This window comes from Mucilaginibacter endophyticus (assembly GCF_003351025.1).
In the GTDB taxonomy this organism is placed as follows: Bacteria; Bacteroidota; Bacteroidia; order Sphingobacteriales; family Sphingobacteriaceae; genus Mucilaginibacter; species Mucilaginibacter endophyticus.
This window is the reverse complement of sequence record NZ_QPCG01000003.1, coordinates 97,385-123,760: the sequence shown is the minus strand read 5'-3', so window position 1 is coordinate 123,760 and position 26,376 is coordinate 97,385. Positions and strand designations below refer to the sequence as shown.

The 26,376-nt window shown below is 43.7% G+C and carries 18 protein-coding genes and 1 pseudogene; 8 read left to right on the top strand and 11 right to left on the bottom strand.

Annotation, left to right across the window (positions count from 1 at the left end):
- The first annotated feature begins 28 nt into the window (after positions 1–28).
- The 4 genes from DUL71_RS13900 to DUL71_RS13885 all read left to right on the top strand — a co-directional run bounded on the left by DUL71_RS13900 (position 29) and on the right by DUL71_RS13885 (position 4,761).
- Positions 29–1,204: an acetyl-CoA C-acyltransferase gene (locus tag DUL71_RS13900; RefSeq protein ID WP_114938683.1), complete on the top strand. Its 1,176-nt coding sequence runs from the start codon at positions 29–31 to the stop codon at positions 1,202–1,204.
- A 33-nt stretch (positions 1,205–1,237) separates the two neighbouring features.
- Entirely contained in the window at positions 1,238–3,052 is a 1,815-nt protein-coding gene (locus tag DUL71_RS13895; protein WP_114938682.1) for an AMP-dependent synthetase/ligase, read from the top strand.
- An 8-nt stretch (positions 3,053–3,060) separates the two neighbouring features.
- The gene (locus DUL71_RS13890; RefSeq protein WP_114938681.1) at positions 3,061–3,837 is read left to right on the top strand and encodes an enoyl-CoA hydratase/isomerase family protein; all 777 of its coding nucleotides are present in this window, start codon (positions 3,061–3,063) and stop codon (positions 3,835–3,837) included.
- A 66-nt stretch (positions 3,838–3,903) separates the two neighbouring features.
- The gene (locus tag DUL71_RS13885; protein WP_114939181.1) at positions 3,904–4,761 is read left to right on the top strand and encodes an SDR family oxidoreductase; all 858 of its coding nucleotides are present in this window, start codon (positions 3,904–3,906) and stop codon (positions 4,759–4,761) included.
- A 397-nt stretch (positions 4,762–5,158) separates the two neighbouring features.
- Here the strand turns inward: DUL71_RS13885 and DUL71_RS13880 are convergent, their stop codons facing one another.
- Positions 5,159–5,572 carry a carboxymuconolactone decarboxylase family protein gene (locus tag DUL71_RS13880; RefSeq protein WP_114938680.1) on the bottom strand — a complete coding sequence of 138 codons (414 nt, stop codon included), beginning with the start codon at positions 5,570–5,572 and terminating at the stop codon, positions 5,159–5,161.
- Positions 5,517–6,821 carry a spondin domain-containing protein gene (locus DUL71_RS13875; protein WP_114938679.1) on the bottom strand — a complete coding sequence of 435 codons (1,305 nt, stop codon included), beginning with the start codon at positions 6,819–6,821 and terminating at the stop codon, positions 5,517–5,519. Before DUL71_RS13875 ends, DUL71_RS13880 begins: the two co-directional genes overlap by 56 nt.
- Positions 6,822–7,563: 742 nt before the next feature.
- On the opposite strand from DUL71_RS13875, the gene DUL71_RS13870 reads away from it, so the two are divergent.
- Positions 7,564–7,818 carry a hypothetical protein gene (locus DUL71_RS13870; RefSeq protein ID WP_154402399.1) on the top strand — a complete coding sequence of 85 codons (255 nt, stop codon included), beginning with the start codon at positions 7,564–7,566 and terminating at the stop codon, positions 7,816–7,818.
- 337 nt (positions 7,819–8,155) lie between these two features.
- Here DUL71_RS13870 and DUL71_RS13865 read toward each other — a convergent pair whose 3' ends face one another.
- From DUL71_RS13865 to DUL71_RS13855, 3 genes are all read right to left on the bottom strand, one after another.
- Positions 8,156–8,746 (bottom strand): Crp/Fnr family transcriptional regulator, encoded by a 591-nt coding sequence (locus DUL71_RS13865; protein ID WP_114938677.1) that lies wholly within the window; start codon positions 8,744–8,746, stop codon positions 8,156–8,158.
- A 119-nt stretch (positions 8,747–8,865) separates the two neighbouring features.
- Entirely contained in the window at positions 8,866–9,399 is a 534-nt protein-coding gene (locus tag DUL71_RS13860; RefSeq protein WP_161964437.1) for an FUSC family protein, read from the bottom strand.
- A 47-nt stretch (positions 9,400–9,446) separates the two neighbouring features.
- Entirely contained in the window at positions 9,447–10,196 is a 750-nt protein-coding gene (locus DUL71_RS13855) for an MBL fold metallo-hydrolase (RefSeq protein ID WP_114938675.1), read from the bottom strand.
- 1,227 nt (positions 10,197–11,423) lie between these two features.
- On the opposite strand from DUL71_RS13855, the pseudogene DUL71_RS13850 reads away from it, so the two are divergent.
- Positions 11,424–11,924: pseudogene (locus tag DUL71_RS13850) on the top strand (SDR family NAD(P)-dependent oxidoreductase).
- Positions 11,925–12,286: 362 nt separating this feature from the next.
- Here the strand turns inward: DUL71_RS13850 and DUL71_RS13845 are convergent.
- The 5 genes from DUL71_RS13845 to DUL71_RS13825 all read right to left on the bottom strand — a co-directional run bounded on the left by DUL71_RS13845 (position 12,287) and on the right by DUL71_RS13825 (position 21,147).
- Positions 12,287–13,687 carry an alpha-L-fucosidase gene (locus tag DUL71_RS13845; protein WP_114938674.1) on the bottom strand — a complete coding sequence of 467 codons (1,401 nt, stop codon included), beginning with the start codon at positions 13,685–13,687 and terminating at the stop codon, positions 12,287–12,289.
- 65 nt (positions 13,688–13,752) lie between these two features.
- Positions 13,753–15,369 (bottom strand): RagB/SusD family nutrient uptake outer membrane protein, encoded by a 1,617-nt coding sequence (locus tag DUL71_RS13840; protein ID WP_114938673.1) that lies wholly within the window; start codon positions 15,367–15,369, stop codon positions 13,753–13,755.
- Between the two features lie 30 nt (positions 15,370–15,399).
- A complete protein-coding gene (locus DUL71_RS13835; RefSeq protein ID WP_161964436.1) occupies positions 15,400–18,684 on the bottom strand; it encodes a TonB-dependent receptor in 3,285 nt (1,094 codons plus the stop codon).
- Positions 18,685–18,945: 261 nt separating this feature from the next.
- A complete protein-coding gene (locus tag DUL71_RS13830) occupies positions 18,946–20,112 on the bottom strand; it encodes a FecR family protein (protein ID WP_114938671.1) in 1,167 nt (388 codons plus the stop codon).
- A gap of 426 nt (positions 20,113–20,538) precedes the next feature.
- On the bottom strand, positions 20,539–21,147 hold the full coding sequence (locus DUL71_RS13825) for an RNA polymerase sigma-70 factor (protein WP_114938670.1): 609 nt from the start codon (positions 21,145–21,147) through the stop codon (positions 20,539–20,541).
- Between the two features lie 1,006 nt (positions 21,148–22,153).
- Between DUL71_RS13825 and DUL71_RS13820 the strand changes: the two genes are divergently transcribed.
- Positions 22,154–24,511 carry a glycoside hydrolase family 127 protein gene (locus DUL71_RS13820; protein ID WP_114938669.1) on the top strand — a complete coding sequence of 786 codons (2,358 nt, stop codon included), beginning with the start codon at positions 22,154–22,156 and terminating at the stop codon, positions 24,509–24,511.
- 457 nt (positions 24,512–24,968) lie between these two features.
- Here DUL71_RS13820 and DUL71_RS13815 read toward each other — a convergent pair whose 3' ends face one another.
- A complete protein-coding gene (locus DUL71_RS13815; RefSeq protein ID WP_114938668.1) occupies positions 24,969–25,730 on the bottom strand; it encodes a helix-turn-helix domain-containing protein in 762 nt (253 codons plus the stop codon).
- A 114-nt stretch (positions 25,731–25,844) separates the two neighbouring features.
- Between DUL71_RS13815 and DUL71_RS13810 the strand changes: the two genes are divergently transcribed.
- Positions 25,845–26,150 (top strand): single-stranded DNA-binding protein, encoded by a 306-nt coding sequence (locus DUL71_RS13810; RefSeq protein ID WP_114938667.1) that lies wholly within the window; start codon positions 25,845–25,847, stop codon positions 26,148–26,150.
- Positions 26,151–26,376 lie beyond the last annotated feature (226 nt).

Below are 26,376 nucleotides of genomic sequence, written 5' to 3'. Positions count from 1 at the left end.
ATTTTAATAAGTATAAAATCTCAATAAAATGAACGCATATATAGTGGCAGCCAGCCGCAGCGCTGTTGGAAAAGCTACCCGGGGCGGGTTCAGGTTTACCCGTCCGGATACGCTTGCAGCGGATGTTATCCGGCATCTGCTGATATCAGTGCCCAACGTGGATAAAGAGCAGATAGACGATGTGATAGTAGGCAACGCGACCCCCGAAGCCGAACAGGGGTTGAATGTAGCAAGGTTGATTTCATTAATGGCACTTGATACCGATAAGGTACCTGGCATGACAGTAAACCGCTATTGTTCGTCAGGTTTGGAAACAATTGCCATCGCATCAGCAAAAATACACAGCGGCATTGCCGATTGCATTATTGCCGGCGGTGTGGAAAGCATGAGCCTGATCCCGATGGGGGGGTGGCGCATTGTTCCGAACGCCGATATTGCCCTTGCCCACCCTGATTATTACTGGGGCATGGGCCTCACTGCCGAAGCTGTTGCCCGGGAATATCTCATCAGCCGCGAAGAGCAGGACCAGTTCGCTTATAATTCCCACCAAAAAGCCATCAGTGCCATTAAGGAAGGCAAATTTAAAGATGAAATAGCACCGGTAAACATTGTGGAAACCTATGTAGATGAGAGCGGCAAAAAAAAGAAACGAGAATTTAAGGTAGATACAGATGAAGGTCCGCGCAGCGATACCTCAATTGACGCATTGGCTAAGCTTAAACCTGTGTTTGATGCAAAAGGCGTGGTAACTGCAGGCAACTCGTCGCAAACCAGTGATGGGGCTGCTTTTGTGATGGTGGTTAGCGAACGCTTTCTGAAACAGAATAACCTTAAACCCATTGCCCGGCTAATTAATTATGCCGTTGCGGGTGTGCCGCCCCGGATCATGGGGATTGGTCCGCTGGTAGCAATCCCCAAAGTGTTAAAAATGGCCGGGATGAAGCAGCAGGATATCGAGCTGATAGAACTGAATGAAGCCTTTGCTTCACAATCGTTGGCAATAATAAAGGGATTGGAACTCAACCCCGACATTGTAAATGTAAACGGCGGTGCGATATCTCTTGGTCACCCGCTTGGCTGTACGGGGGCCAAACTTTCTGTTCAGCTTTTTAATGAATTGAAAAGGCGGGAAAAAAAGTATGGTATGGTTACCATGTGCGTGGGCACCGGGCAGGGTGCTGCAGGTGTATTTGAACTGTTATAGGAAATTACCATTATCTAAATAATTGCTGCAAACATGGAAAAGGCGACAAGATTGTTTGATTGCATGATTACCCAGGCTAAAGAGCCCAGGGCAGACTTTTTGAATGCAAAGGAGAATGGTTCGTGGAGATCTTACAGCACCGAAGAAGTGCATATGATGATCAACCAGCTATCCGCGGCTTTGCTGGATCTGGGAGTTTCAGGTGGTGATGGTACTACCGAAGGTCGCGATAAAATAGGACTGATAAGCAATGGTCGGCCCGAATGGATAGTAACCGACCTGGCAGTGCAGCAAACGGGTGCCATATTAGTGCCGCTTTACCCTAATACCGGTACTAAAGAAATTGAGCAGATCCTGAACGAAGCTGAGGTTAAATATGTGTTTGTAAGCAGTAAAGATTTATGCGATAAGGTTAAAGAGGTACATTTAAATATCCCCTCACTAAAAGCCATTTTTACTTTTGATAGCATTGAGGGCTGTAATCATTGGGTAACATTGCTTAAGCCATTAAAAGAGGGCGCTCTGCAAAAAATACAGCAAATAACCGATCAGATCATCGAGGATGATGTGGCAACTATCATTTATACATCGGGTACCACCGGCCGGCCTAAAGGGGTAATGCTTACGCATAAAAATATCATGACCAATGCAATGGCATCCGGCGATATCCTTACCCGCATTCCGCTGAAAGAAAAACGTGTTTTGAGTTTTTTACCGCTAAACCACATTTTTGAAAAGATGTGTACATACGTTTATCTCTACTACGGTTTTTCTATTTACTATGCCGAAAGCATGGATACCATAGGCGCAAATATGAAAGAGGTAAAACCTTCCCTTTTTACCGCTGTGCCCCGCTTGCTCGAAAAGGTGTTTGAGAAAATTATGGTGCAGGGCCAGAAGCTGACCGGTATTAAAAGGAAGATCTTTTTCTGGTCGGTAAGAGTGGCCGAAGCGTATGAAATTCATAATGCCAGCCTGTGGTATAAGATCAAACTGGCCATAGCCGATAAATTGGTTTACAGTAAATGGCGCGATGCTATTGGCGGAAATATAAATGCCATTGTGGTTGGCAGCTCTGCTTGCCCCATTAAGCTGGAGAGAATTTTTACTGCAGCCAATATTGTTATCATGGAAGGTTACGGGCTTACCGAAACGTCGCCGGTAATTGCTGTTAACTGCTATCAGAAAAGTGACAGAAAATTTGGCACCGTAGGTCGGTTGCTGAGTGGTGTGCAGGTGAAGATTGCGCCTGATGGCGAGATCCTTTGTAAAGGCCCCAATGTTATGCTGGGGTATTATAAAAATCCTGAACTTACTGCAGAGGTATTGGAAGACGGATGGTTCCACACCGGCGATATAGGTGAGCTGGATAAAGATTCATTCCTGAAAATAACCGACCGTAAAAAAGAGATCTTTAAAACCTCGGGCGGTAAATATGTAGCCCCGCTACCCATCGAAAATAAAATGAAGGAGAACTATTTTATTGAGCAGATGATGGTTGTTGGATCAGAAAGGAAATTTGTTGCAGCACTGATAGTACCATCTTATACACACTTAAACCCCTGGTGTAAGGAAAATGGCATCACTTTTTCATCCAAAAATGAATTGGTTAAAGATGCAAGGGTTATCAAACTGTATCAATCAATTATCGATAACTATAATCCCGAATTTAACCACGTAGAACAGGTGAAGAAGATATCCTTGCTTCCCAACGAATGGTCGATAGATAGCGGCGAACTTACACCAACCGGGAAAATGAAACGGAAGGTGATCACCGAAAAATACAAAGCCGAAATAGATAAAATGTATCCCTGCGAGGTGAGCGAGGATCCCACTCTTGTAAACTGATTAACCGGATGAATACATTTCAAACAACAATACAGGGCAGGTTGGTTACAATTTCGCTAAACCGGGGCCGGTCAAATGCCATCAATCATGAAATGGTTAAAGAGCTTGATGCCTGTATAAAAACACTGGAAAGTGATGACAACGTAGGCGGTGTTATTTTAACCGGGAAGGAAGGCTTTTTCTCATCAGGGATCGACCTGATTGAGGCTTATGATTACAACGAAGAGCAAAGCCGTCAATTCTGGATAGACTTTTTAGCCCTGCAAAATACGTTAGCAGCTTTCAGGAAGCCAATAGTGGCCGCCATAAGCGGGCACAGTCCTGCCGGGGGCTGTGTATTAACTATTTGCTGTGATTACCGGATAATGGCAGAGGGTGCATTTATCATAGGGTTAAATGAGGTACCGGTTGGTATTATCGTTCCTGATAGTGTTTTTAATTTATATGCCTTTTGGCTTGGTCAGCGTAAGGCTTATCAATATTTGATGGAGGGTAAGCTGCTCCAGGTAAATGAAGCTTTGGAAGCCGGGCTTATCGACGCAGTTGTTTCACCGGATAAGTTAATGAACGCGGCAACAGAAAAGGTAACGGCTTATATGAAACTGAACGCCATTACCTGGACTGAAACCAAATTGAATTTACGAAAGGAGTTGACAGGTAAATTAAGGGCCGACCAAACCGAGACACTGAATAAAATGCTGGAGCAATGGTGGGCGCCTGAAACCCGGCAAGGCCTGCAGATGATGATCCAGAATTTAAAATCAAAAAATACAGCTGTTAAATAATTGACGATGACCGATCCGACAACTTTAAATGATTCAGCAAACCATAATCCTGCAAAAAACGGCGGAATGTTAAGGGATGGCGCCCTGAAAGGTAAAACCATTATTGTAACCGGCGGAGGAACAGGTTTGGGCAAGGCAATGGGGACTTACTTTTTGCATTTAGGCGCTAACCTGGTAATCACAAGCCGTAAGTTAGAAGTACTGCAGCAAACAGCTTCTGAAATGAAAGCAGAAACCGGTGGTAAGGTACTGCCAATAGCTTGCGATGTACGGAAATATGATGAAGTTGAAAAGATGCTGCAACAAGCCGTTGAAGAGTTTGGACAGGTTGACGTACTGTTGAATAATGCAGCAGGGAACTTCATTTCGCCTACCGAGCGTTTATCAGCAAATGCATTTTCAGCCATCATTGATATCGTTTTAAAAGGTTCGGCCAATTGTTCGCTGGCCTTGGGTAAATATTGGATCAGGGAGAAAATGCCCGGTACTATATTGAATATTATTACCACTTATGCCTTTACAGGTTCGGCTTATGTTGTGCCATCGGCTTGTGCTAAGGGCGGTGTACTGGCCATGACAAGGTCTTTAGCAGTTGAATGGGGCAGGCATGGTATCCGTGCCAATGCCATTGCTCCGGGGCCGTTTCCTACCAAAGGGGCCTGGGAAAGGCTGTTGCCTGGAGATATGGCCCAGAAATTCGATTTTAAAAACAGGGTGCCGCTTAAACGGGTAGGGGAACACCAGGAGCTGGCAAACCTGGCCGCCTTTTTAGTATCTGATTTTTCAGGATATATTAATGGTGAGGTAATTACAATTGATGGTGGAGAATGGCTACAAGGGGCCGGTCAGTTCAGCGGGTTTGAAGCTATACCGGACGAAATGTGGGATAACATTGAGAAAGCTACGCGGTCGGCGCAGGGGTAAATTTAATGTTCGTCTTAATTATCGTGACGGAGTTTACTCCACAATTATCGCAGAAGTATTAAAAATAAAAAGCCCCGATACAGGCATGTATCAGGGCTTTTGTACTCAGAGCGGGAATCGAACTCTTACTATAATGGCCTTATTATCAAAGTTTTGTGGAGCCATGTTTAAACAACTCAATAAATCGTTCACTAAACATATCTCGACGTCCGACGACATTATAAAGATAAATATAAAATTTGAATAACCTATATAAGCAAGAAAGTCGATTAAAAAAATTGTTAGGTTGAGTAGGAGGGAGGGTTCAGATATTCCTTTTCTCGCATCTGATTATCAGTATTTATACTAACATCGTGTCTGCCTAGGTATCCAGATTAGCGTCAAATGGAATTTCGGCCTACATTATCGCCAGAATCTCTTCTGGTTTAAAGCCGTTAAATCTGGCAACTACGGTATGGGCCGCTAAGCAGTACTCACATTCATTTACCTGGCTTACTACCAGGTTGATCACTTCACCTTCTTTACCGATCAACATATTTTTGCGGTTTTGAAGGGCGAGGTAGTCTGATAATGCGGTGTCATTTTTAGCAAAGTAAGCATACAAATTGGAAACTATGCCCAACGCTTTTTCGAGATGGTCAAAAGTTTGTAGATCTGCCGGCGATACTTCTGCTTTTGTCGAAATATTAAAATTTGTCGTGTCAGATGTATAAAGCCGGTCCGCTGTAAGGCAAACCGGCCGATTAATGTTTTGATTATTTAAGGGTGATTTTAATAATGCCGGTGATGGCTGGCAAAGTGGTAAAAGCATTCGGATTTGGCACTGCTGTAATCGGAACGCTCTCCTTTAAAGGTGTACCTGCGAGGTTAAACTGTGTCAGGCCAGCGCCTGGGAATTGATTAATCGCCGTGCCGTCATCAAACAATTTAATGCTGCCCGATATGTCTCCTTTTTGGGTAGCGTCTACGCCATTGTCTGCTGATGCAAAGAACCAGTCGTTGGAGAAGCCATACATGGTTGCAATAGCAAGGCGGTCACCTGTGCTTACATTGAGTTGCTGCGAAACTACGCCACCTTGCTTGCCGCCAATTTGCGGTAGAAGTACATTTGTTGTTGGTGCCGGTAATACATAGACTGCTTTTACGCCTTTAACCGTTTTTAAGTAAGTAGCAAGCGTATCCGCGTTACCTTTTTGCGCCAGTGGTGTGAGGCCCTTGCCAGCGTCTAAAGCTCCTGATTTGTAAATCGGGTTGTCGATTCCATTGTAAACCACAACGAGGATTGGCGATAGCGGGGTAAAGATTCCGGTTATAGATTTTACATACGTACTTAAGGCGCTGTTATCACCTGCCTCAGCAATATTGGTCAAGCCGTTGGCGGTTGGTTGACCTGATGTGTAAAGCGGATTTGGCGCAAGCAGATTGCCACCAACGATATAAGAAACACTCCACACTCCTGGACTTAGCGGCGTTTCATTCGCGGTTCCACCTGATGTATTTTGTAAGGTTAAAGTGAAGGTAGAATTACCGTTATATTTTAACATAGCCTTTACCAGCTTGGATGCGGCAAGGTATGTATTACCCTGGGCATCGGTTCCGGCGACCTCACTTATATTTTTCGTTTCGGCAACGCCGGGATGATTTACGGTAGTTCCAGGTTTTTGGTTAACGCGCGTACCATTGTCCCATAATTTGATTTGTGACGAGACGTCTCCTTCAATTGGGGTCCCATTATTGTCATAAACTAATATGCCTGGATTAGACGGTGCAAAAAAAAGATCATTGGACGCACCATACATGGTAGCGAATGAAAGTGCTTCACCTTTAGCGGCAGAGAAGGTGATAGTTGTTGACTGTCCCGGCAGGATCAGTGCTGGCGAACCCGTGCCCTGGAATGTGCCAGATTCCACCAAAGGTTGTGATTGCAACACATTCTCTACCGTAATCGTGTTGGCTTGCACAGGCGCCACATTGTTGTTGTTATCCTTTTTACATGCTGTCAAAGCGAAAGCCAGCAATGCCACCAATGAAATAGATTTGATTTTCCTAAGTTGATCCATATTGTTAGAAGTTTCCTATTTGGTCGGGAACGGGTGGTTTTTCTTACAATAAAAACTGTTGTATTTCAAACGGTGACAAAAGTATGACGATTCACTTGACGAATGAAAATTTCAAATTCATCGAATCACAGGTATTCGCTGAATTTAACTAATGAATCTGAACGGCAGAGATATCTTTCAATGTTATTTGTTGATTTAGTAGTCCTGTAATTTATTATGTACTTATAAATCACTTCAGGTATGAGCTTGTGTTGTAATTAAAAGATACTTAAACAGACACCCATTTTAATGCATCCGGCTTTGGTGTTTACCCTCTTGATTTATGCCAATCGTTTTTAATGAGCTTTATCATTCGCCACCCCTAAAGTCTGCTGCAATTTTGTTTTGTTTCCCAAGGGAAAAAAATTAACAGAAATAAAATCAAAACATTTAAAAATTAAAACTTTAATCAAATTCAGCACAATTACTTTAATGATTTTAGGTGCAGCCATTTTAACTGCAAAAGCACAATCAAACACCCGTGGCTCCGACCTTAATTAAGTTTAGGTCCCGAATTCGGCGTGCAGGTTGCAAAGGCACATGACGTTTACAGCTACATTCTTGGCGGTTCGGTTCAGGCAGAATACCCTATACTGATAACCGCCTTTATGCGATCGCAACTGCAGGTTACGACAACTACCACTTGAAAAGCCAGTATCAAAACAATTATTCAAACCTGTAACTTTTACCTGTAAAGGGTGGTTTGAAGTATTTCGTGATTGGTAACCTTTATGCACAGGGTGAAGCCGGTGCAAGCTTTGTCTTAAATAAAGATAACGCCGGTTACACTAGATCAAGCTCATTCGTTTATGCGCCACAGGTTGGTTATGAATTCAAATTTGCAAAAGGTAACTATCTGCATACAGGTGTACGGTTCGAAAGCAATACCGGCCTTTCAAACTTCGGCAATGTCACAAATTTCATTGGCCCGCGCGCAGCATATGGCTTTGTTCTGTAAATAAAAATAAAGAAGTTTTCCTCAAATAATGCAGGCAGCTCCAAGAAGGCCGCCTTTTTTTATCTTAGGTATGGCGATTTTCCACTTTGAACAGCTCGGATAACAATTATTTAGCAAATAACCTTGCCACGCATAGAAAATCATCCTGATTAACGCGTAACTTATCTGACACCAACAACGAGCGCGATCTTGACAAATCGCAGTTCAAATACAATTAACCGTATCTAAGCATGCTTGATATTTCATATTATTTAAGAAAGATGCGGTCGCTGTGAGCCCGGTGTAATTGAAGAAAGTCACCTGATTTAATCGGTGATACGATGGTCCGCAAAAAAAATTAAAATCCTTTTTGTTTAAGCCGCTTTTTTATCCTGCTCAGCGATACCGGCGTAATCCCCAGCATGGTCGAAAGAAATTTATCCGGAACTCGGTTGGCAATATATGGCCGCTGAGCAATTAACCGGGTATACCTCTCCTCAGGATTTAGCAGCATGAAATCTTCCAGCCTGTCTACCGTTTGCAATAGTAAGCCCAGCAGTACGTCGTGCCGCAAGGCCGCAAGGCGGTTGTCGGCATCAATGTAAGCTTTAGCGCGGTGATAATCCAGTTCGATCAAGACGGCGTGTTCAATCGCCTCATAATAAAAGCGGGAAGGTTGACGGAGTAAAATAGAATCAATAGAAGCGATGATCTGGTTTTCGCATCGGAGCATAATGGTGATTTCATCACCACTTGGCTCTAAAAAATAAGTGCGTAAAATTCCTTGTGTAATAAACCCTATCTTTTGCTGGGATGATCCGGCAGAAATATAAATGTCGCCCGGCCTTAACCTCTTTACTTTCGTAAACCTCTTAATCATCAAATAATCGACCGGTGTAAGTTTATTTGAAAGGTCTAAATATGGGCTGATCTCACTGACATCTATCATTGTTTGAGTTCTTAAATTGGACTGACTTTGTCCACTTATTTTTCAATAATTGTGGACCAAAAATATCCATTCAAAATTAGGAAATTGTATGTTACCTTACGGACCTCAACCCTTAGCGTTCAATGATCTTCGGCAATACGGGAACTTTGAAGATGAGGTATTTCACCGGAGACAGCAACGTCCGCAGGCTTGTAAAATACACTGATGATGGCATGGCTCCCTATGGTAAGCAATAAAGCAATGGTGCAACCGGAAGCCACGCCAATGGCTCGTGCTGCTGCGACTTCATAAAAGGTCTTCCCAGCGGGAGCCAGTGAGATCAGAATGACACCCACGGTAGCGGACCGCATGGCCGATTTAAGGTTGAGCAACTTGCATATGGTTGCGGCCAGTACCACGCCGAATGCAATGGTATAAATATTTGCTGGATGGATCAGGGCGAGTACTAATCCTACTAATGCGCCGATCAGATTTGCCTTGATCCGGTTAACGGCAAACTTAATTGCTTCATCCCTGTCAGGAGCGAGCACCATCACAATAGAAACTAGGATCCAGGCACCCGCCTCGGCATTTTTTTGAAAGCAATAAAATCCTATTCCTGCTCCAGCTATGCACTCCAGCAGGTAAATCAGAAATAATTTTCGTTTGTTCATATTCATATTTAAGATTCGCAGTATTCAAGTGCGTCGTAACCGAAGGCTTATAGAGAAAAGGCTACGCCTGGTTTCAGCACTAGTAGTTTTTCGGATATTCCGACAGCTTCAAACGCTTTTCGTAACTCCAGATCGGACTCGGTGTAATGGGACCAGCCTTCATAATGTAAAGGGATAATCGTCGCGTCCGGAAAAGCGCCAGCCGTATCCAAGACATCATTCGCGCCCATAGTGAGATTAAACGGGCCCCTGGGTTTTGCGGCGCCTGCAAAAACGAAGACATATTTTGGATAGAATTTTTCAGCAACCTGTTCTATACCCTCGTAATAGACTGTATCTCCAGTGAGGTAAAGCTGAATATCCCGGGTCTCGACAATAAAGCCTATTACTTCCCCTGTAATATGTAAGGTGCCAGCCGGTCCGTGACGTGCCGGGGTCGCTGTGATGCTTACATTTTCATTGATTACCACCTGTTCAAAAGGTTTAAGGCCTATCGAGTTTCCTCCAAGCCGTTTTGCGCCATCTATGGTTGTGAAAGTTCGTTGAACTGTTTCTAGTAATTTTCTTCCCTGGTTATCCAGATTGTCTTTATGCTGGTCATGGCTCAATAGAACTACGTCGATGTGCCCGATTGATGTAGTGGCTGGACCCGACGTCTTCCAGTAACCCGGTCGGTCACCAATCATAAAAGTCTCTCCAGCAGGATCCAAGGTTGGATCGGTCATCATACGCAGGCCGCCGATTTCAAGAACCACGGTAGGGCCGCCTAAATAAATTAAATTAAAAGTGCTTTTCATCGCTCGTTGAATTTGTCTGAATCATCAATAATTTCGCCCGGAAGGCGTAATCATTTCGTCGACAATGTTACAATAGCGGGAGCTTTTAAAAATTAACAAAAGATAAGTTAGAACTTGAAGTGCGGCAGGACGGTCTTAAATGTGAGAGAAGGGCGATGTTTTGGCTGAACTGGAATCATCCAACTCGTCCTTCAACTCAAATGGATGCTTAACTATTTGTGAAATCCATGAATAATCACTAGTCAATGTTGATTGACAGAAAAAATATTTTTAATGTGCATCCATTTATCTGCGCAAATTCATCATAAAGGGGACTTCATTACCGATAAGCCTGAATTGGATAAATAGAATCAGCGGTTCCTGTTAAAATAGGATCCTACGGAGTGCATAACAGAAGAAGAGATTGAGTTTAATTGGTATGTTTCGTGTTTTTATCTGTAGCATAAACATAATAATTCCTACGATTTAACAAATGGAAGTCTTTGAAAATATCGTATTCGTCATTACTCACGCTATAATGTTCATCTGTATCAGCGTTGTTATATGGATAACATTCTTAGGGCGTCGCTAAAATACAGAAAAACAGGCATTATTACAAAATAAAGTTAATTTCAGGTTTCAGCATGCTAAACTGCTAAAATTGAATATTGGAAGATTTTACCGAACTGCGGTTTCGTTGATAGCAGCAATTATTAGGGTTTACCTTACGCGCGAATAACTGGCCTTGGTCGGGCAAAGGGATAAAGTAATCACGATGCATTTAATAGATTCTGATTAAGGTGAGCCATCGCTGGAATCTTTAATTATCATAGTCGGATTCATTGCGCGTTATACAAATGAAATCACCGGGCCCAGCCTAAAGGCGGTGTTTCCACGGAATTTAGCGTCCTTTTGCTTGCTATCGTTAACCAAAATACAGCAATGCGATAAGCAGAAACTATATTGTTCCAAAACACCTTGGCCGCCAGCACAAGAACCAGCAAATAAGCAAACGCTTCCGCTTCTTTAAAATCCGGCAATTGTAAAGAAAGCAAGATGCAGGTGTTTTCATGATTTTTTTATAAGATACTATAAGCTTTACACCTTGCATATCTAGTTACCAATTTCCGTCGCCATTTAAAGTAAGTGTTTCCCATTATGCGTAAGTTGGACTGCCCGCCTTTTCGCTCGTCATTATGAACACATCAAAACTCATTTTGATTACTTTCTTACAGCAAAACATGATCAATTTCGGTTATCAATCAAATTGATCTTTTATGCAAAAAAACTATTTTTATAACAGGGGCTTCTACCGGGTTGGGTGAGGCTACTGCACAACTTTTTCACGTGAAGGGCTGGAAGGTAATTGCTACAATGCGTCATCTGGAAAAGGATACCAGGTGAAGCTCATTACATAACGTCAAGCTATTGCCTTTGGATGTAACCAATCAGGGCCAAATTGATCATGCCGTTCAAGCCGCTATCTCAGAGGGAGTGGATGTAGTTTTCAATAATGCAGGATATGATTTGATGGGGCCGCTGGAGTCCATTTCCAATGAACAAACGTTGCGGCAGGTCGACACCAATCTGCTGGATGTCATCTGCGTTACCATGGCTTTTATCCCGTATTTCAGAGAGAAGCAAAGCGGCTTGTTCGTAGCCACAACCTCCATTGGCGGGCTGGTAGACTTTCCAATGGCTTCAGCTTATCATGCTACCAAGTGGGCAATAGAAGGCCGGGCCGAATAAAAGAAAAAAGCGTTGAAATGTTTCAACGCTTTTTAGAAAACCTATCGTATTAATTAAAGAATGAATTAAAAATTAGCTTTGGCGTTTGCCCTGCTTACTGCCGGTAGACCAACCCTGAACTGTACAGGTTTATCATTCCGCGTATCAAAATCAAAGGCTGCTTTCAGGTTGTCGTCGTTAATGATGGATACTCCTGTCTTGCGATGCTCCCGGAAAGGCTATTTTGATCGACGGCGCCCATACCTATAAACGGATCAACATATTTAAAAAGCTTGTCTGTTCCTTGCTGGGCTGTAGCCTGTAATGTAAAAAGGCAAAGCGGTAATAATTTCAGATGTTTTTTTATTTGTTGGCCAAAGCAGTTACTGAGGTTCGTTGTACACACCAAATTCTGCTATTGATGGTGGTGTATCGTATGATTCGATCTGCATTCTTACTTTTTCGCCCTTAACAGCAATAAAGCGGTGCAGCTTTACCCTTTCCTGTTTTTCACCATCAAAAAGCGGGCTCCATTTATTGTTGGCGAAATATTCCAATTTATATTTCTTGATGTTGGCCTTATGCTCAAAGATGGCGATCTCGTTGAAAGTTTGCGGCGTTCTGAAATCAATTTCATACCATGGTTTTTTTACTTCCGGGTTTGATTGCCATGATGATCCGAAATCATCGTCATTTGCAAAATCCATGATGTTCATATCGTCGCTCCAGCTGGAATTCGCGGGTTGATGCTTGGCCAGGTTAGTGGCCATGATCGGTTCGCCTGTCGGCTTAAAGTCTGCTTTTGAGCCATTATTATGCCATAGCTGTCCGATCAGCTTTAATGCTGCAACGGCATTGTCATCGAACTGACCATCGCGGTTTGGCGCAACGTTGAGAATAAAGTTACAATTAGCTTTGTTCAAAGGCACCAGCGTTTCATTGACCAGTTTAGCCGGATCTTTCACGGCTGTTTCCGGGAAATTAGTTTTCCAAAACCATGACGATTGCAGTGGCAGGCAAGCCAGTGAAGGCATTTGGTTGATGTCTTTGGACATGCGCTGGCCCGCACCCATTTCGTAGGTTTTGATGTCCGTATAATACAGGCCATCTTTCGGATATTTGGCGCCGTTTAAATCCATCAGTATACAGTTAGGCTGGAGCGTTTTTACCAGTTTATAGATCTGCTCGAATGGAACCTCGTCATAAGAAATCCTTGACCAGGGAGCATCCCAACCGTCAATGATCAGTGCTTCAATTGGTCCATAATTGGTCAATAATTCGGTTAATTGTTTTTTTACCATTTCGATATGCCTTGGCTGGATTTCACTAGGGCGCAGCTTGTGATGCGTATCCAAGATCGAATAGTAAAGCATTACCTTTAAACCGTTTGCTCTGAAAGCGTTGACGAATTGACGAACCACATCTTTTTTGTAAGGGCTGTGCATTACATTATAGTCGGTTGTCTTGGTATCCCAGATGCAAAAGCCGCTATGATGTTTGGTGGTTAAACAGCCATAGGTCATGTTAGCAGATTTCGCTGCTTTGGCCCATTGATCCGCATTTAGTTTTGTCGGATTAAAAGCAGATGGAGATGCTTCGGGATCAGGCCAGTCCTGGTTAAAGTAGGTTGGTATGTTAAAGTGAATGAACATGCCAAATTTAAGGTCGACAAACTTTTGCTGGAGTTCGTTCAGTTTTTGCGGACTTACCTGGGCAGTTGAAACAGTAGCCGTTGCCACCATGGCCAGTAATAACAGTGGTTTAATTAAGAACCTGATTTTCATTGATAAATTGAATTGAATTTTTAAAAAATGGGCAGCGGAACTCGCCGCTGCCCGGTAAAGGAAATTTACTTCCAAAGAGGGTTTTGTGTAAGTATGCCTTTTGAAGCGTCGATGGCGCTTTGAGGAATCGGCCATACGTAAAATTTCGCATTGTTAAAGAAACGTTGTTCAATAACCGTTTTTGGATATTTATTGATGTGCCCGTTTGCCGTGCTGATATTAGAAATGCCGGCTGAGGCATCAACGGTATAAATGGGGCCCTGCATAACCTGTTCACCGATTTTGTAGCGTAATACATCGAAGTATCTCAAACCTTCTCCGGCCAACTCTATCCTACGTTCATGCCTGATGAAGGCGCGCATATTGATTTGGTTTACTGCTAAAGCATTGATGGCGAATGTTTTCGCAATCGTTGGCATGCCTGCCCTGGAACGAATTTGATCTAGGGCGGAAATCACATCAGCGGTTGGGCCGCCGACCTCATTTTGCGCTTCCGCATAATTCAATAATATTTCTGCGTAATGAAAAGCTTTCCAGTTATTAACACCGGAGCGAACATAATCATAGCGGTCAACATTCTTACACCAGGAATAGCCTGAGCGTGTCCCAAGGTCGCCGCCAATACGGTCACCCTGGTTGTTAAAAGGGTCATACTGATTGATATTGGGGAAGTAGGGATATTTGTAAATATCGCCTGGGCAAAGTATGGTCTGTCTTAGGCGCGGGTCACGGTTATTGTACGGGTCAGTAGCCACATAGCCGGGGTCTTTGGTATAAGGATAGTAACCATTTTTACTTTCATAGTCATTAACAAGCTCAGATGTAGGGTCTAAAATATTCCTGCCGTTCATCAAAGCCTGGGAACCTAAAATGTCGCGCAAGCTGTTTTGGTGCACGGAAAGCGTATAACCAAATGACCAAATGTCTTCAGATGAATAATCGCCATCCTTTTGGAAAAAATCAAAATAGCTGGGGTAAAGTTTATAAATGGCTAAATCCATGACTGATTTTGCGGCTGCGGCAGCATTAGGGTAGTCCCCGGCATACAGATAGATACGCGATTTTAAGGCAAGCGCTGCACCCTTCGTTGCCCGTCCCTGATCTGCTCCCGAATAACTCAACGGTAGATCAGCCGCAGCTTCATCCAGCCATTGCAGCTCAGCTTTCATAATGTCGGCTTTAGGGCTTTTGGGAATATCTGCCTTGGTGGGGTCTGTTATCAGACTGGTAACCAGAGGAACATCACCATATAGGGTAGTCATGATGAAGTATCGGTAAGCCAATACAAATTTGACTTCAGCGATCAGGCGTTTTTTCAATGCCGGGTCGATATCGGGCACCTTATCAACGTTGGCGAAAAAGCTGTAAGCCTGTCGCATGGGCTCATAGCTCCACTCTTTACTGCTGATGGTTGGATCTTGTGTACTGTTCCCAAAACGACGCGTGGTTGGATCATTGCTGATGCCATTGTCACTCATGCCTTCGTAATACACAAAATAGTCCTGCGGCATGTAGGTGTACATCCGTGTTGCAAACATTGTAGCATCGCTAGCGGACTGCCAATAGGTTTCGTCGGTGATCTGGTTAAGCGGATGCTGATCAAGCAGATCTTTTTTACATCCTGCTAAAGCAGCAGCGATGAATAGCAAAGTTGTTAATACCTTATATTTTTTATTTTTCATGATCTTTATCTTCAAAAGTTAAACCGGTGATCAGAAAGTTACATTCAGACCTAAACTGATATTGCGCACCTGCGGATAGTTTGAGCCGTCTCCATAATTCGCGATTTCAGGATCAAGACTTTTCGGGAAGTTTTTGCTGGTGATGAGGAACAGATTGTCACCTGTCACAAAGAATCTTGCCGAACTTATCCCGAGGCGCTTGGTCAGGTGATCCGAAAACGTATAGCCAATCTGCGCATTCTTGAAGCGCATGTAGGCAGCCTTAAATAGCCACCAGCTGTTGAATTGTGCGTTATTAATAGATTGATCGGTTCGCAATATCGGATAACGTGCATTAGGATTAGATGGTGACCAGTAATCCAGTTGCGACTGCAGTATATTACCGTCGCCGTTGAAGTAAAACGGCACCTGTGCACCACCTTGAACCCGAAGTAAATTACTCATGACACCCTGAAGCAAAATCGAAGCATCAAAACCACCGTAACTTGCTGCTAGGCTGATACCGTAGCGATAGTGAGGCGTAGCCTGTCCTAGTACCACCCGATCATCAGGGGTGATCTTTCCATCACCGTTAACATCTTTGATTTTGATGTCGCCCGGAATATCGCGCGGATCTTGGGTGGCGTGATTAGATATATCTTCTTTTGACTGGAACAAACCTTCCGCTTGCAGTCCGTACCATACCCAGCGCGATTGACCCACCAATAAAGGGTTGTCGCCCAATTGTTCAGGAGCACCGCCGAGACTTAAGATTTTATTTTTGGCATCGGAAAAATTTACTGCAGCACGGTAGTTCAGCTTGCCGATATTATTCTTATAAGCCAGGTTAATCTCGAAACCCTGGTTTCTCAAAATACCAACGTTTTGTTGCGGACCAGAAATACCGTAAGTAGTTGGAACGGTCAGGTATTGCAATATACCAGTGGTTCTATCGCGGAACACATCTATATTTACGTCCAGGTGCTTAAGCAAAGTCAAATCCAATCCAAGGTTGATCGTTGTTTTTACTTCCCATGTTAAATTAGGATTAGGTGAATTATTATAGTAGGTTGTAGTCGAGGCTGCCTTGTTCAACACATATTTGTCCTGGCCTATGGTGTTAGCCCATGGGTACAGGCCGCTGGCGTTTTGATTACCCACCTGGCCTAATGAAGCGCGAAGCTTTAAAAAATTAACTGTGTTTTCGAGCGGTTTGAAGAATTCTTCCTCCGAAGCCACCCAGCCGGCTGACACAGACGGAAAGAAGCCATATTTTTTATTTTCGAATACGGAAGTTCCGTCGTAACGCGCATTTGCCTCTAAAAGATATTTACCGTCATAGTTGTAGTTTACACGGCCGAACCACGACCTGATTGCATACTCGGTAGCATTTCCCGAGACGTTGGTCAGTGTTGGGTCTGATGAGCCCGCGTCGATCTGATCGAGTGAGTTGTTCAGGAATCCGTAACGGGTAATGCTGTTGTAATCATAACGATCCTGTTCCTGCGAGTAACCAGCAAGCGCTTTGATGCTATGCTTACCTAATGACTTATTGTAATTTAATGTGATCAGCGTCGTGGGGTGAACCCTTGAGTAGTTAGCCTTGTATGCGCTGTTCGGATCATTGTTGTACACTACGATCTGCTCATCATCATTGTAGAGCGGATATTTATTATTGAAGCCTGATAAAAAGCTGTTGGTGTAATTATACCCGTAGGTCGCGTTCAGTAACAAATTATCCAATATCTTAAATTCGGCCAGAAAATTCGTATTGATCGTATTAAGCGTTTCATTTTGAACGCCTGCTTTGGTCATGATATCGTTTGGTTGAGCGCCACCCCGATAGCTGCGGTCATGGCCCTCCTTTGTATATGGATATTCAGTTACGGGTACGATGTAAGACCACTGCAGCGCATTGCCTAACCCGTATGATGGCTGTTCCTTATCTTCTTTGGTTAGTACGGTATTGATACCGAGTTTCAATCGTTTTGATACCTGAACGTTTACGTTAGCCCTGGTGCTGTAGCGTTTATAATCAACGTTTTTGATCAAGCCTCCCTGGTTGAGATAACCGCCTGAAACGTAATAGTCAGCCGTACCGGACCCTCCTGCAACGCTTAAGTTTTGCTGGTTTTGCAAAGCTTGGTTGTGTAAAATATAAGGCAGCCAGTTGGTACTTGGCAACTCACCTGATTTATACTTCTGTACAAGGTCCGGCGTAAATTTTACTTGTGCATTGGGATTATCGTTAAGTTGCGCCTGGTTATACAAATCCACAAATTGGGGGGCATCTACAAACTTCGGAAGTCTGGCCGGACGCTGATAGCCGAAAATGGAACTGTATTGAACAACAGGTTTAGAATTTAGCTTTCCCTTTTTGGTGGTTAACAATAAAACGCCGCCTGATGCCCTTGCGCCGTAAATTGCGGTAGCGGAAGCGTCTTTCAAAATACTTACCGATTCAATATCGTTTGGATTAAGATAATCAATGCCATTGACTGCCATACCGTCAACAATGAACAGAACAGGGTTATTTGAAATGGTGCTGTTACCTCGTATATCAACCTGGGTAGATCCGTAACCAGGATTGCCATCTGTTTGCTGGATATTAAGTCCCGCTGCTTCTCCCTGCAAAATGTTCAATACAGAGGGGACAGGTCTGTTGACAATTTCCTTACTCGATACCGTTTCAACAGAGCTGGTCAATGTCGCCTTCTGCTGTGTGCCGTAGCCTACAACCACAACTTCATTAAGACTTGCTGATAATGTCGAGAGAGTTACAGCAAGATCTTTGTTGTTGTCATTGACCGTGAAGTTTTTCTCATATCTCGCAAAGCCCACACTGGTAATCACGATATGGTAATCTCCGGGAGGAATTTTGTCGATTTTTGATTCGCCGTTTTGATCGGTTATCGCGCCTTTTTCGTAGTTATTACTCTTGATGCTGATTGTTGCACCTGGTAAAGCCTGGCCTTTATCATCTTTAACGATAATATGCAGATCTACAGCCTGCAATATCGCTTTGATCCGGTCTATGAAGGAAGACGCTTTCTTTTGTACAACTATCGTTTTTTTAGAAATGCTATAGGTAAGGGGAAGCCCATTGAAAATTTGATCCAACGCATTCTCGAGTGTCGCATTTTTAATATCTACAGATAGCCTTATGCCTGAAATGTCGTCGCCTTCCCAAAAGAAACGATATCCCGTTTCCTTTTGAATTTGTTTAAACATGTCTTTTAAAGGCTTGTTGGTCGCATTTACGTTTACAAACTGTCCGTATGTTTTTGCAGATACCTGTAAACACGCAACAGTGACCATGATGAAAATCAGTTTCATTATCATCAGAAATTTTAGCACAGTGCGCCGTTGCCCATGGGGGCGCACCATACACCAGTTTAAATTCATACTTTTGTACGTTTGGGTTAGTGTAGTTAATTCATTTACTCGTTTGTTGACTGGCTATCCAGCCGATGAAAGGACTGCCCGGACATCGCCGGGGATGGGTTCGAAGCACTCCCCGGCGTTCCTTTATCCTTTTGAAGATTTGTCTTTTATTTTATCATAGGCTTTTTCCTGCTTGTTTGTCAAATTGATTGGTTAATTAATTATCAATCTTTTTTGGCCGCCCTTGATCTTCGGCTCTTCTATTTTGAAATGCACATTTCCCAGTTCTAATATTCTCAAAACCTCTTTTAACGTATAATCTCTCTCAATCTCTCCCGAAAAGTTCCGGGGTTTTATTGGCCCCTGGTAGATGACTTCTACATCGTACCATCTGGCCAACTGACGCATGAGTTCCTGTATATCCGTATGGTCGAATACAAAAACTCCGTTTGTCCATCCAACTGCAGCCTCGCTATTCGCGGTGCGAACTTGAATCATCTGGTCATCTTGCTGAGCTTGCTGTCCGGGTTGAATGATAACCGTTTTAGCAATTTTATCGGTGGTCTTGATTTGAACCAGTCCTTCCAGTAATGTGGTTTTTTGGATTTTCTCGTCAGCATAGGCATTCACATTAAAATGCGTTCCCAGTACTTTAATTTCCTGTTGTGGGGTGTGCACAAAAAATGGTTTAACTTTATTTTTTGCTACCTCAAAGTATGCTTCTCCGGAAAGTTTGACGTTGCGGCTGTTCCCTACGAATTCCGCCGGAAAAGTAATTTCAGATTTAGCATTTAACCATACTTTGGTACCGTCAGAAAGAATCACGCGGTATTGTCCGCCGGACGGAATGATGAGGCTATTATCTCCCTGAATTTGCTTATTTGTTATTAATTTATTGAAGTGATATGAAATCTGACCAATTGAGTCTTTCGTTATAACGAGGTCAGGCTGTTTGTATATTGGTCCCCTTTTGGCTTTTTCGAGGTCGATTATTGAACCGGTCGGTAAAATTAAGCGAGCGGTGTTTTTGCCCGGCGCAGCGTCAACTCTTGTCGTGTGCGCATCTTCGATGCTCGAATGCTCACGTAAGAAAAATAAAATTAACGGTACTAGGGCCAGGCCAACAGTTATGAATTTAAAAATGGGACGTCTCCTGACAGGTTTACGTTTTGTTGGGCTTTTAGGTATCTCACTGTTGATCGTGGCGAGCATTCTGTCATGAACCAGATTCAATTCGGTGCTACTGAGTTCATCACTTAATTTACGCTCCAGATCAAAAGAGTCATACCAGCTATCCAGCTCCTCTAATTCCTCAGCTGTCGCAATCCCATTTTTAAATTTTTCGAGAAGTAGAAGTAATCTGCTTTCGCTGTTGTTCATATAGCCCCTTTTTATGAAGTCACTTCAGAAAGGGAAAGGTGCTAATCGAAATGAAAAATTATTTTAGAAAAATGTTAATCTCGAAAGAGGATGCAACAATTTTGCCGTTTTTTAATCGGCGTAATATGCCCTTTAAAGAGGCATTTTAAAATTTCACAATCAACGCGCATTCCCCAATTTTAAATCTAGGTGCACGGACTTCTAACGCAATCAGGATACTTTCACCTAAAGTCGCTAGACGATGTGACGTATTTCGATTGGTTGGGTTTTTAAAAACAATAAAAGCCGTATTCGATTCCGGAAAAAGGAGACACCACCTGCAGGCTCCGGAGACTTTGCTGTAAGGAATTTAATTGTCGGCAATTTCTTCATAAGGTTTTGAGCATGTAAACTTCTGTTCAAGAATTGTAAATCCTCTTAAGATATTTACTGTACGGAGATGATGATCAATATGATGAGGGAGAATAGATTAAAGTGATCCTCACGGAGTTCTTCGCGGATTGCGGCCAAAGCGCGGGTGAGATGCTTTTTTACGGTACTTACAGAAATTTTCAGCCTTTCAGCGATCTCTTGCTGCGAAAGGTGTTCAAACCTGCTTAGCATAAAAACCTGCCGGCATTTTTCAGGCAGTTTTGACGCAGCTTCATTTATACGTTTCCTGATCTCTTTCAGCGTCATGGCTTCATCGGGAGTAAGCGGCGATATAGAACTTTGCCTGATGATTTCGTCCAGGTGAGTAAGATGTATTTGCTGCGAACGGTAAATATTGAAAACTTTATACTTTAAGGCAGTTTTGAGCCAAGCTTCAAGGCTTGTATTAATATTGATTTCCTTGCGCTTAATAAACAGGTTGATCATCACTTCCTGCACTATTTCCTGCGCTGCTTCTTTAGACTTGAGACGCTGGAATGCTGTATCAAGCAAAACACGCCAATAGCGATGATAAATTTCCTCGAAGGCATCGACATCATCCCCTTCGGTCAGAAGGGAAAGCAACTTTAGATCGGAATAAAATGGTAGCCTGTATCTGCGCATTGATAATGTCGAATAACAAATCTAAACCATAATATCAATTTCTGAAACAATTGTTAACTAAATATTAAGCTTAAAGGAATTTTACCCTTCCAGAATCCATTACTTTCCCAAAGCGATCATTTTATATAAGCCACAATTTATCACACAAAGGATACTTAATTATTTCGATATATGTCTACATCTACTGAAGCAAATGGAGCTACCGGTTTACCACTAAATCCCTGATGACCTATTGAGTGCATTAAACCAATAAGAGGAAATTTGTAATTAAAATGCCGTTTCTCTTAGTGGGATTGACTTATCAATAACACCTAAACATTTTTAATTACTTGCAATGTTTGAAATCATGCTACAATTAATAATTAAGATTTAACGTGGCTTTCAGTGAATTTACCGGGTAAGTCGAATTGGCATACTTGAGTTTGTATTTAAATGTAATAAGGTCTAATTAAGGTGAAAATTTCAATGTATTAAATCTATAGCCTATGAAATATTTATTATTAACACCAAAAGGAACACCAAGAGAATAGTGGTCCTTTAATTAATTGTGTTGTGCGTAAATACTACGCAATTCACTGGCTATCGAAACCAATTTATCCGTTAGGATGTAAGCGTTAAAAATGAAGTTCTTTCACGACGGACGAGTCAAAGTAAGATTTCATCAGTTGTCGTAGCTGCTCATTGTTTACAATCCTGTTCGCGGGGTTATCCATTACAAAGCTGGGCGACTATAGCTTTTTCGGGTGATGGTATCGCTATTAATGGTAGCTTTTGCTTAACAGAAAAGCTTGAATGAACATAATTGTATCATCTGGACAAAAATTGTAAGATTGACGGATTATGTTGTATTTGCCGCATGATTTGCGGAGTAATTTTGCGACTGCAAAAAAACATAGGATTGCCAGTATTATGATTTGCCGCTCAATGAATAGGAATTATTTGGGTATCCTACAGGGTAATGATAAGAAATACGAGTCAATTAAACTTTAATTATATAAACTTATAAATGCAGAAACCATTATTATGCAGTTTGGCATACGCATTAATCTGCCTTGGTAGTACCGGAAGCGTTTTTGGCCAAAAGGCGGGGCCTTCAGTTTTCCCCCTGAACGAAGTCCGCTTATTGAACAGCCCTTTTCTCCTGGCACAGCAGACCGATCTTAAATATATACTCGCCCTTGACCAGGACAGGTTGCTTGCGCCTTACCTTCGCGAGGCAGGTCTGAAGCCTAAGGCCCAAAGTTATGGGAACTGGGAAAACAGCGGACTGGACGGCCATACAGCAGGTCACTACCTTACCGCGCTTGCGCAGATGTATGCCTCGGCGGGTTCGGCTGAATGTAAAAGGCGGCTCGACTATATGGTCGGCGAACTGGCGCGCTGCCAGCAGGCGAATGGGAATGGTTACGTCGGCGGTGTCCCTAACAGTAAGGCGATGTGGGCTCTATTCAAAAATGGCGACTTTTCGGAGTTCAATAAAGAATGGGTGCCCTGGTACAACCTGCATAAACTGTTTGCCGGTTTGCGGGACGCCTACCTGCTGGCAGGTAATCAGCAGGCAAAATCCGTGTTTATCCGGCTGACAGATTGGGCCGCAGACGAAACCGCCGGCTTAAGTGATACCCAGATGCAAACTATGCTCAACATGGAACATGGCGGAATGAACGAGGTAATTGCTGATGCCTACGCTATCACCGGCGACAAAAAATACCTCAGGCTTGCCAGACGGTTTTCCCATAACCGTATCTTGTTGCCCCTTGAACAACGCGAGGACCGCCTAACCGGCTTGCACGCCAACACCCAGATCCCAAAAGTGATCGGTTTTGAACGGATCGCGGAATTATCGAATGATACGGCCATGGGAAACGCCGCCCGCTTTTTCTGGCAGACAGTAGTCAAAAACCGGAGTATATCCATCGGCGGCAATAGTGTCGCGGAACACTTCAATCCGGCTGATAATTTTGAATCGATGCTCGAATCAGAGCAGGGGCCGGAGACATGTAATAGCAACAATATGCTGAAGCTGAGTAAAATGGTGTTTTTGCAGGACCAGCGACCGGAACAGATCGCCTTTTATGAGCGCCTGCTCTACAACCATATTTTATCTTCCCAGCACCCGACTAAAGGCGGGTTTGTCTACTTTACGCCCATCCACCCACAGCATTACCGGGTTTACTCCACACCACAGGAGAGCTTCTGGTGTTGTGTCGGTACTGGCATGGAGAATCATGGCAAATACGGCGAACTGATCTATACCCATCAGGCGAATGATGTCTACATTAACTTATTTATCCCTTCGGTATTGACCTGGAAGGAAAAGGGTTTTGCGATGATTCAGGATAATCAATTCACCCAAAAGGAAGAAAGCCATTTCAGGATCACGAAAACGCCGGGCAGTGAATTTGCGCTTAATATCCGTAAACCGGATTGGGTAAAGCCCGAAGGGTACGTGATCAAGGTAAACGGGAAAATAATTCCGGCGGTGTTATCGGCAAACGGCTACGCCCGAGTTCGGCGTAACTGGAAGGCTGGTGATCAAATACAGGTTTCGCTTCCTATGAAGGATTATGCCGAACGCCTACCGGACCAGTCTCAATGGGTGTCCTTCATTCACGGTCCGATCGTATTGGCTGCACCGACAGACAGCGGCAGCACTCCGGGTTTATTCGCTGATGGCAGCCGCTGGGCACATATCGCAGGGGGGCCGATGTATCCGCTTGTGAAGTCACCAGTATGGATAAGCAGCGACGGCAACCCGGCGAATGCCTTGCGTCGCATCAAAGGGGATAGCCTCGGTTATGCGTTGAATGCAGAGATCAACGGTCAGGTCAGGCAACAGAAACTGATTCCATTTTATGCGGTACATGATACCCGATATATGTTATACTGGCCGGTAACCTCCAGGGCCAACCTGGCAAAATTAGAGTCTTCCTTTGCCGCGCTCGATGAAAACTATATCAAACTTGCACCCAGGACCATCGACCGGGTATCACCCGGAGAACAGCAGCCCGAAAATGACCATAAAATTGAATCCAAAGATTCGCAGACAGGGAGCCTGAATAATGTCCACTTCAGATCTGCAACGGGCTATTTCAGTTATCGCCTTCGCCATACCGCCGAAGCAAAATATCTCAGGATCGCCTATTTTACAACAGCGGAAACACGTTCATTCGATATTCTGGTCAATAAGAACAAAGTAGGGCAGGTTAAAACCGAAGGTACAGCAGCCGGCATTGCCAGGAGTATAGAATATCCGCTCCCCGCTGCTTTGGCAGGTAACGATGAACATTATCTGGTGGAATTCGTAGCCGCTGATGGCTTTGCAACCGCCCCGATCTCCGATGTAAGGATCCTTAAACGATAAACCTGCGATGTCAACAAAGCTCTTTATCGCAGTTATTTTATAAGCTGCATTTAATTTTGTTCTCGCGCAGATCTCGCTGATCAGGGCGCAATTTATTGTAAATCCGATCATTGTTCGATGCGGAATATGCTGACTTAAATTGTGGCATAAGTTTGTTATTTGTTTGCTAGAGACCTGTTTTTTTTGATGCTACATTTTATAAATTATAATAGAAATATCTTTGTCCATTTTGCCGAAGTTGACGCTTCAAAATGCAAGAAACGTTGCTTGTCATCAGTTTGTTAATGTACAAAGATCGCTATCGGATAAGTGTGAAATAGTTATGCCCGCCGAAGAAATCATTAGGACGCTTAAAAGTATTGCTGATCGAATGTTCATACATTGCGGCTACCAGGTCCGGGGCTATTTCTGCGCCATTTCGTTTCGCTAAGGTGGTGAAAATATAGGTTTTCGGGACTTACTCAGCTTTCAGCTGCGCTAATAAGACCTTTATTTCGGCGACCAGTGTTTCCTGAACCGCTGCGGGCAGACTGCCGTCCAGTTGCCCCGTAAGAAATCGGAGCTCGGCGAATTGCGAACGGCTACGGCCGTTCCCTGCATTACGCAGTTTATCCTGCTCAAAAATCCCCTGTTGTAAGCGGCTGGCTTCTCCCCGTACTTGCGGGGCAGGCCCGGGCAGAACCAGATAAGCAGGTCCGTGCTCATGGCTGACAGGATAACAATTGATCAAAACCTCGCGAATGGTGCCGTCCCGGTGCTGGTGCAAGCTCGTGTTATAATAGGGCCGTTGCAGGTCAAGCCGGCCAGCCTCGGCGCGCAACCAGTTACGCTTCTCCTTCGGACGGATATCTAATAGTGTCATCTTTTTAAAATCCTCATAGCTGTAGCCATAGTTTTGAACGGCTGCTTGATTCACCTCCAGGAAGGCTAAACTCAGTGGATCGAACAGCCACATGGGTTGCGAGTTAAGGTAGAAGAACTTGCTGAAGTCCGAACCCTTATCTTTCCGTTCTCCCAGCAAATCTTCAGCGGCCAGGCCCAGCAGATTGCAGATCGAAAATAAACGGTCGATGGAGAGCTGATTCAAACCCAGTTCCGTCTTGCTATAGGTATTTTGCTTCATGCCCAGTTTGGCGGCCATATATTCCTGCGAAAAGCCGAGCGCAAGGCGGCGCTCGCGAACGACGGACAGCATACGGGCGGAATGGGTATTTTTCATGACACAGAATATTTAAAATGACGGAACAACCGAGCCCCGCCTGATAGTTACTACAAAATATAGTAATTGTACGATTTTTCCCGGCAGTTCCAAAAACACATTTATTTTTAAGGCATGGATAGCAGTTGCGTCAACCGGGTATTATTAGTGGGAAAGATCGAAAGCGAAACGGTCACCGGTGGCTTTCGTATTTTTACTATTATCACACCGGAACGTATACGAAAGAGAGAGCAGGTCACTTTCCATGACGAATACCACCGGGTAAAGGTACCGATGCAGGTGTGCGATGAACAGTTTCAGCCTGGCGAACGTGTACATGTGAAAGGCTCGATCCGTACCCAAGTATCCTTGGATCGCGAAGGTATTCGTCGCTATGAAACCAGTGTGGTTGCTGCAGAATTTTGGCCGATGGACCGCTAATTGTTTTTTTGCTCAGCCGAAACACGGGCACCTTTCCGGCCGGCAACGAATTAACTCCGACTTCTCGGCTCCTCTCCGCTTTAGCAAGGATGACATGTAAAGAATTTTTGAAAAAAAAGTTTATGTCTCGTCCTGGTTTTATTTGTCGTTTTTGAATTGTAATACTGAAATCAGTTTACACCGACATTCCAGCAACTGTGATCACTACTGGTACCCGAGACCTGCT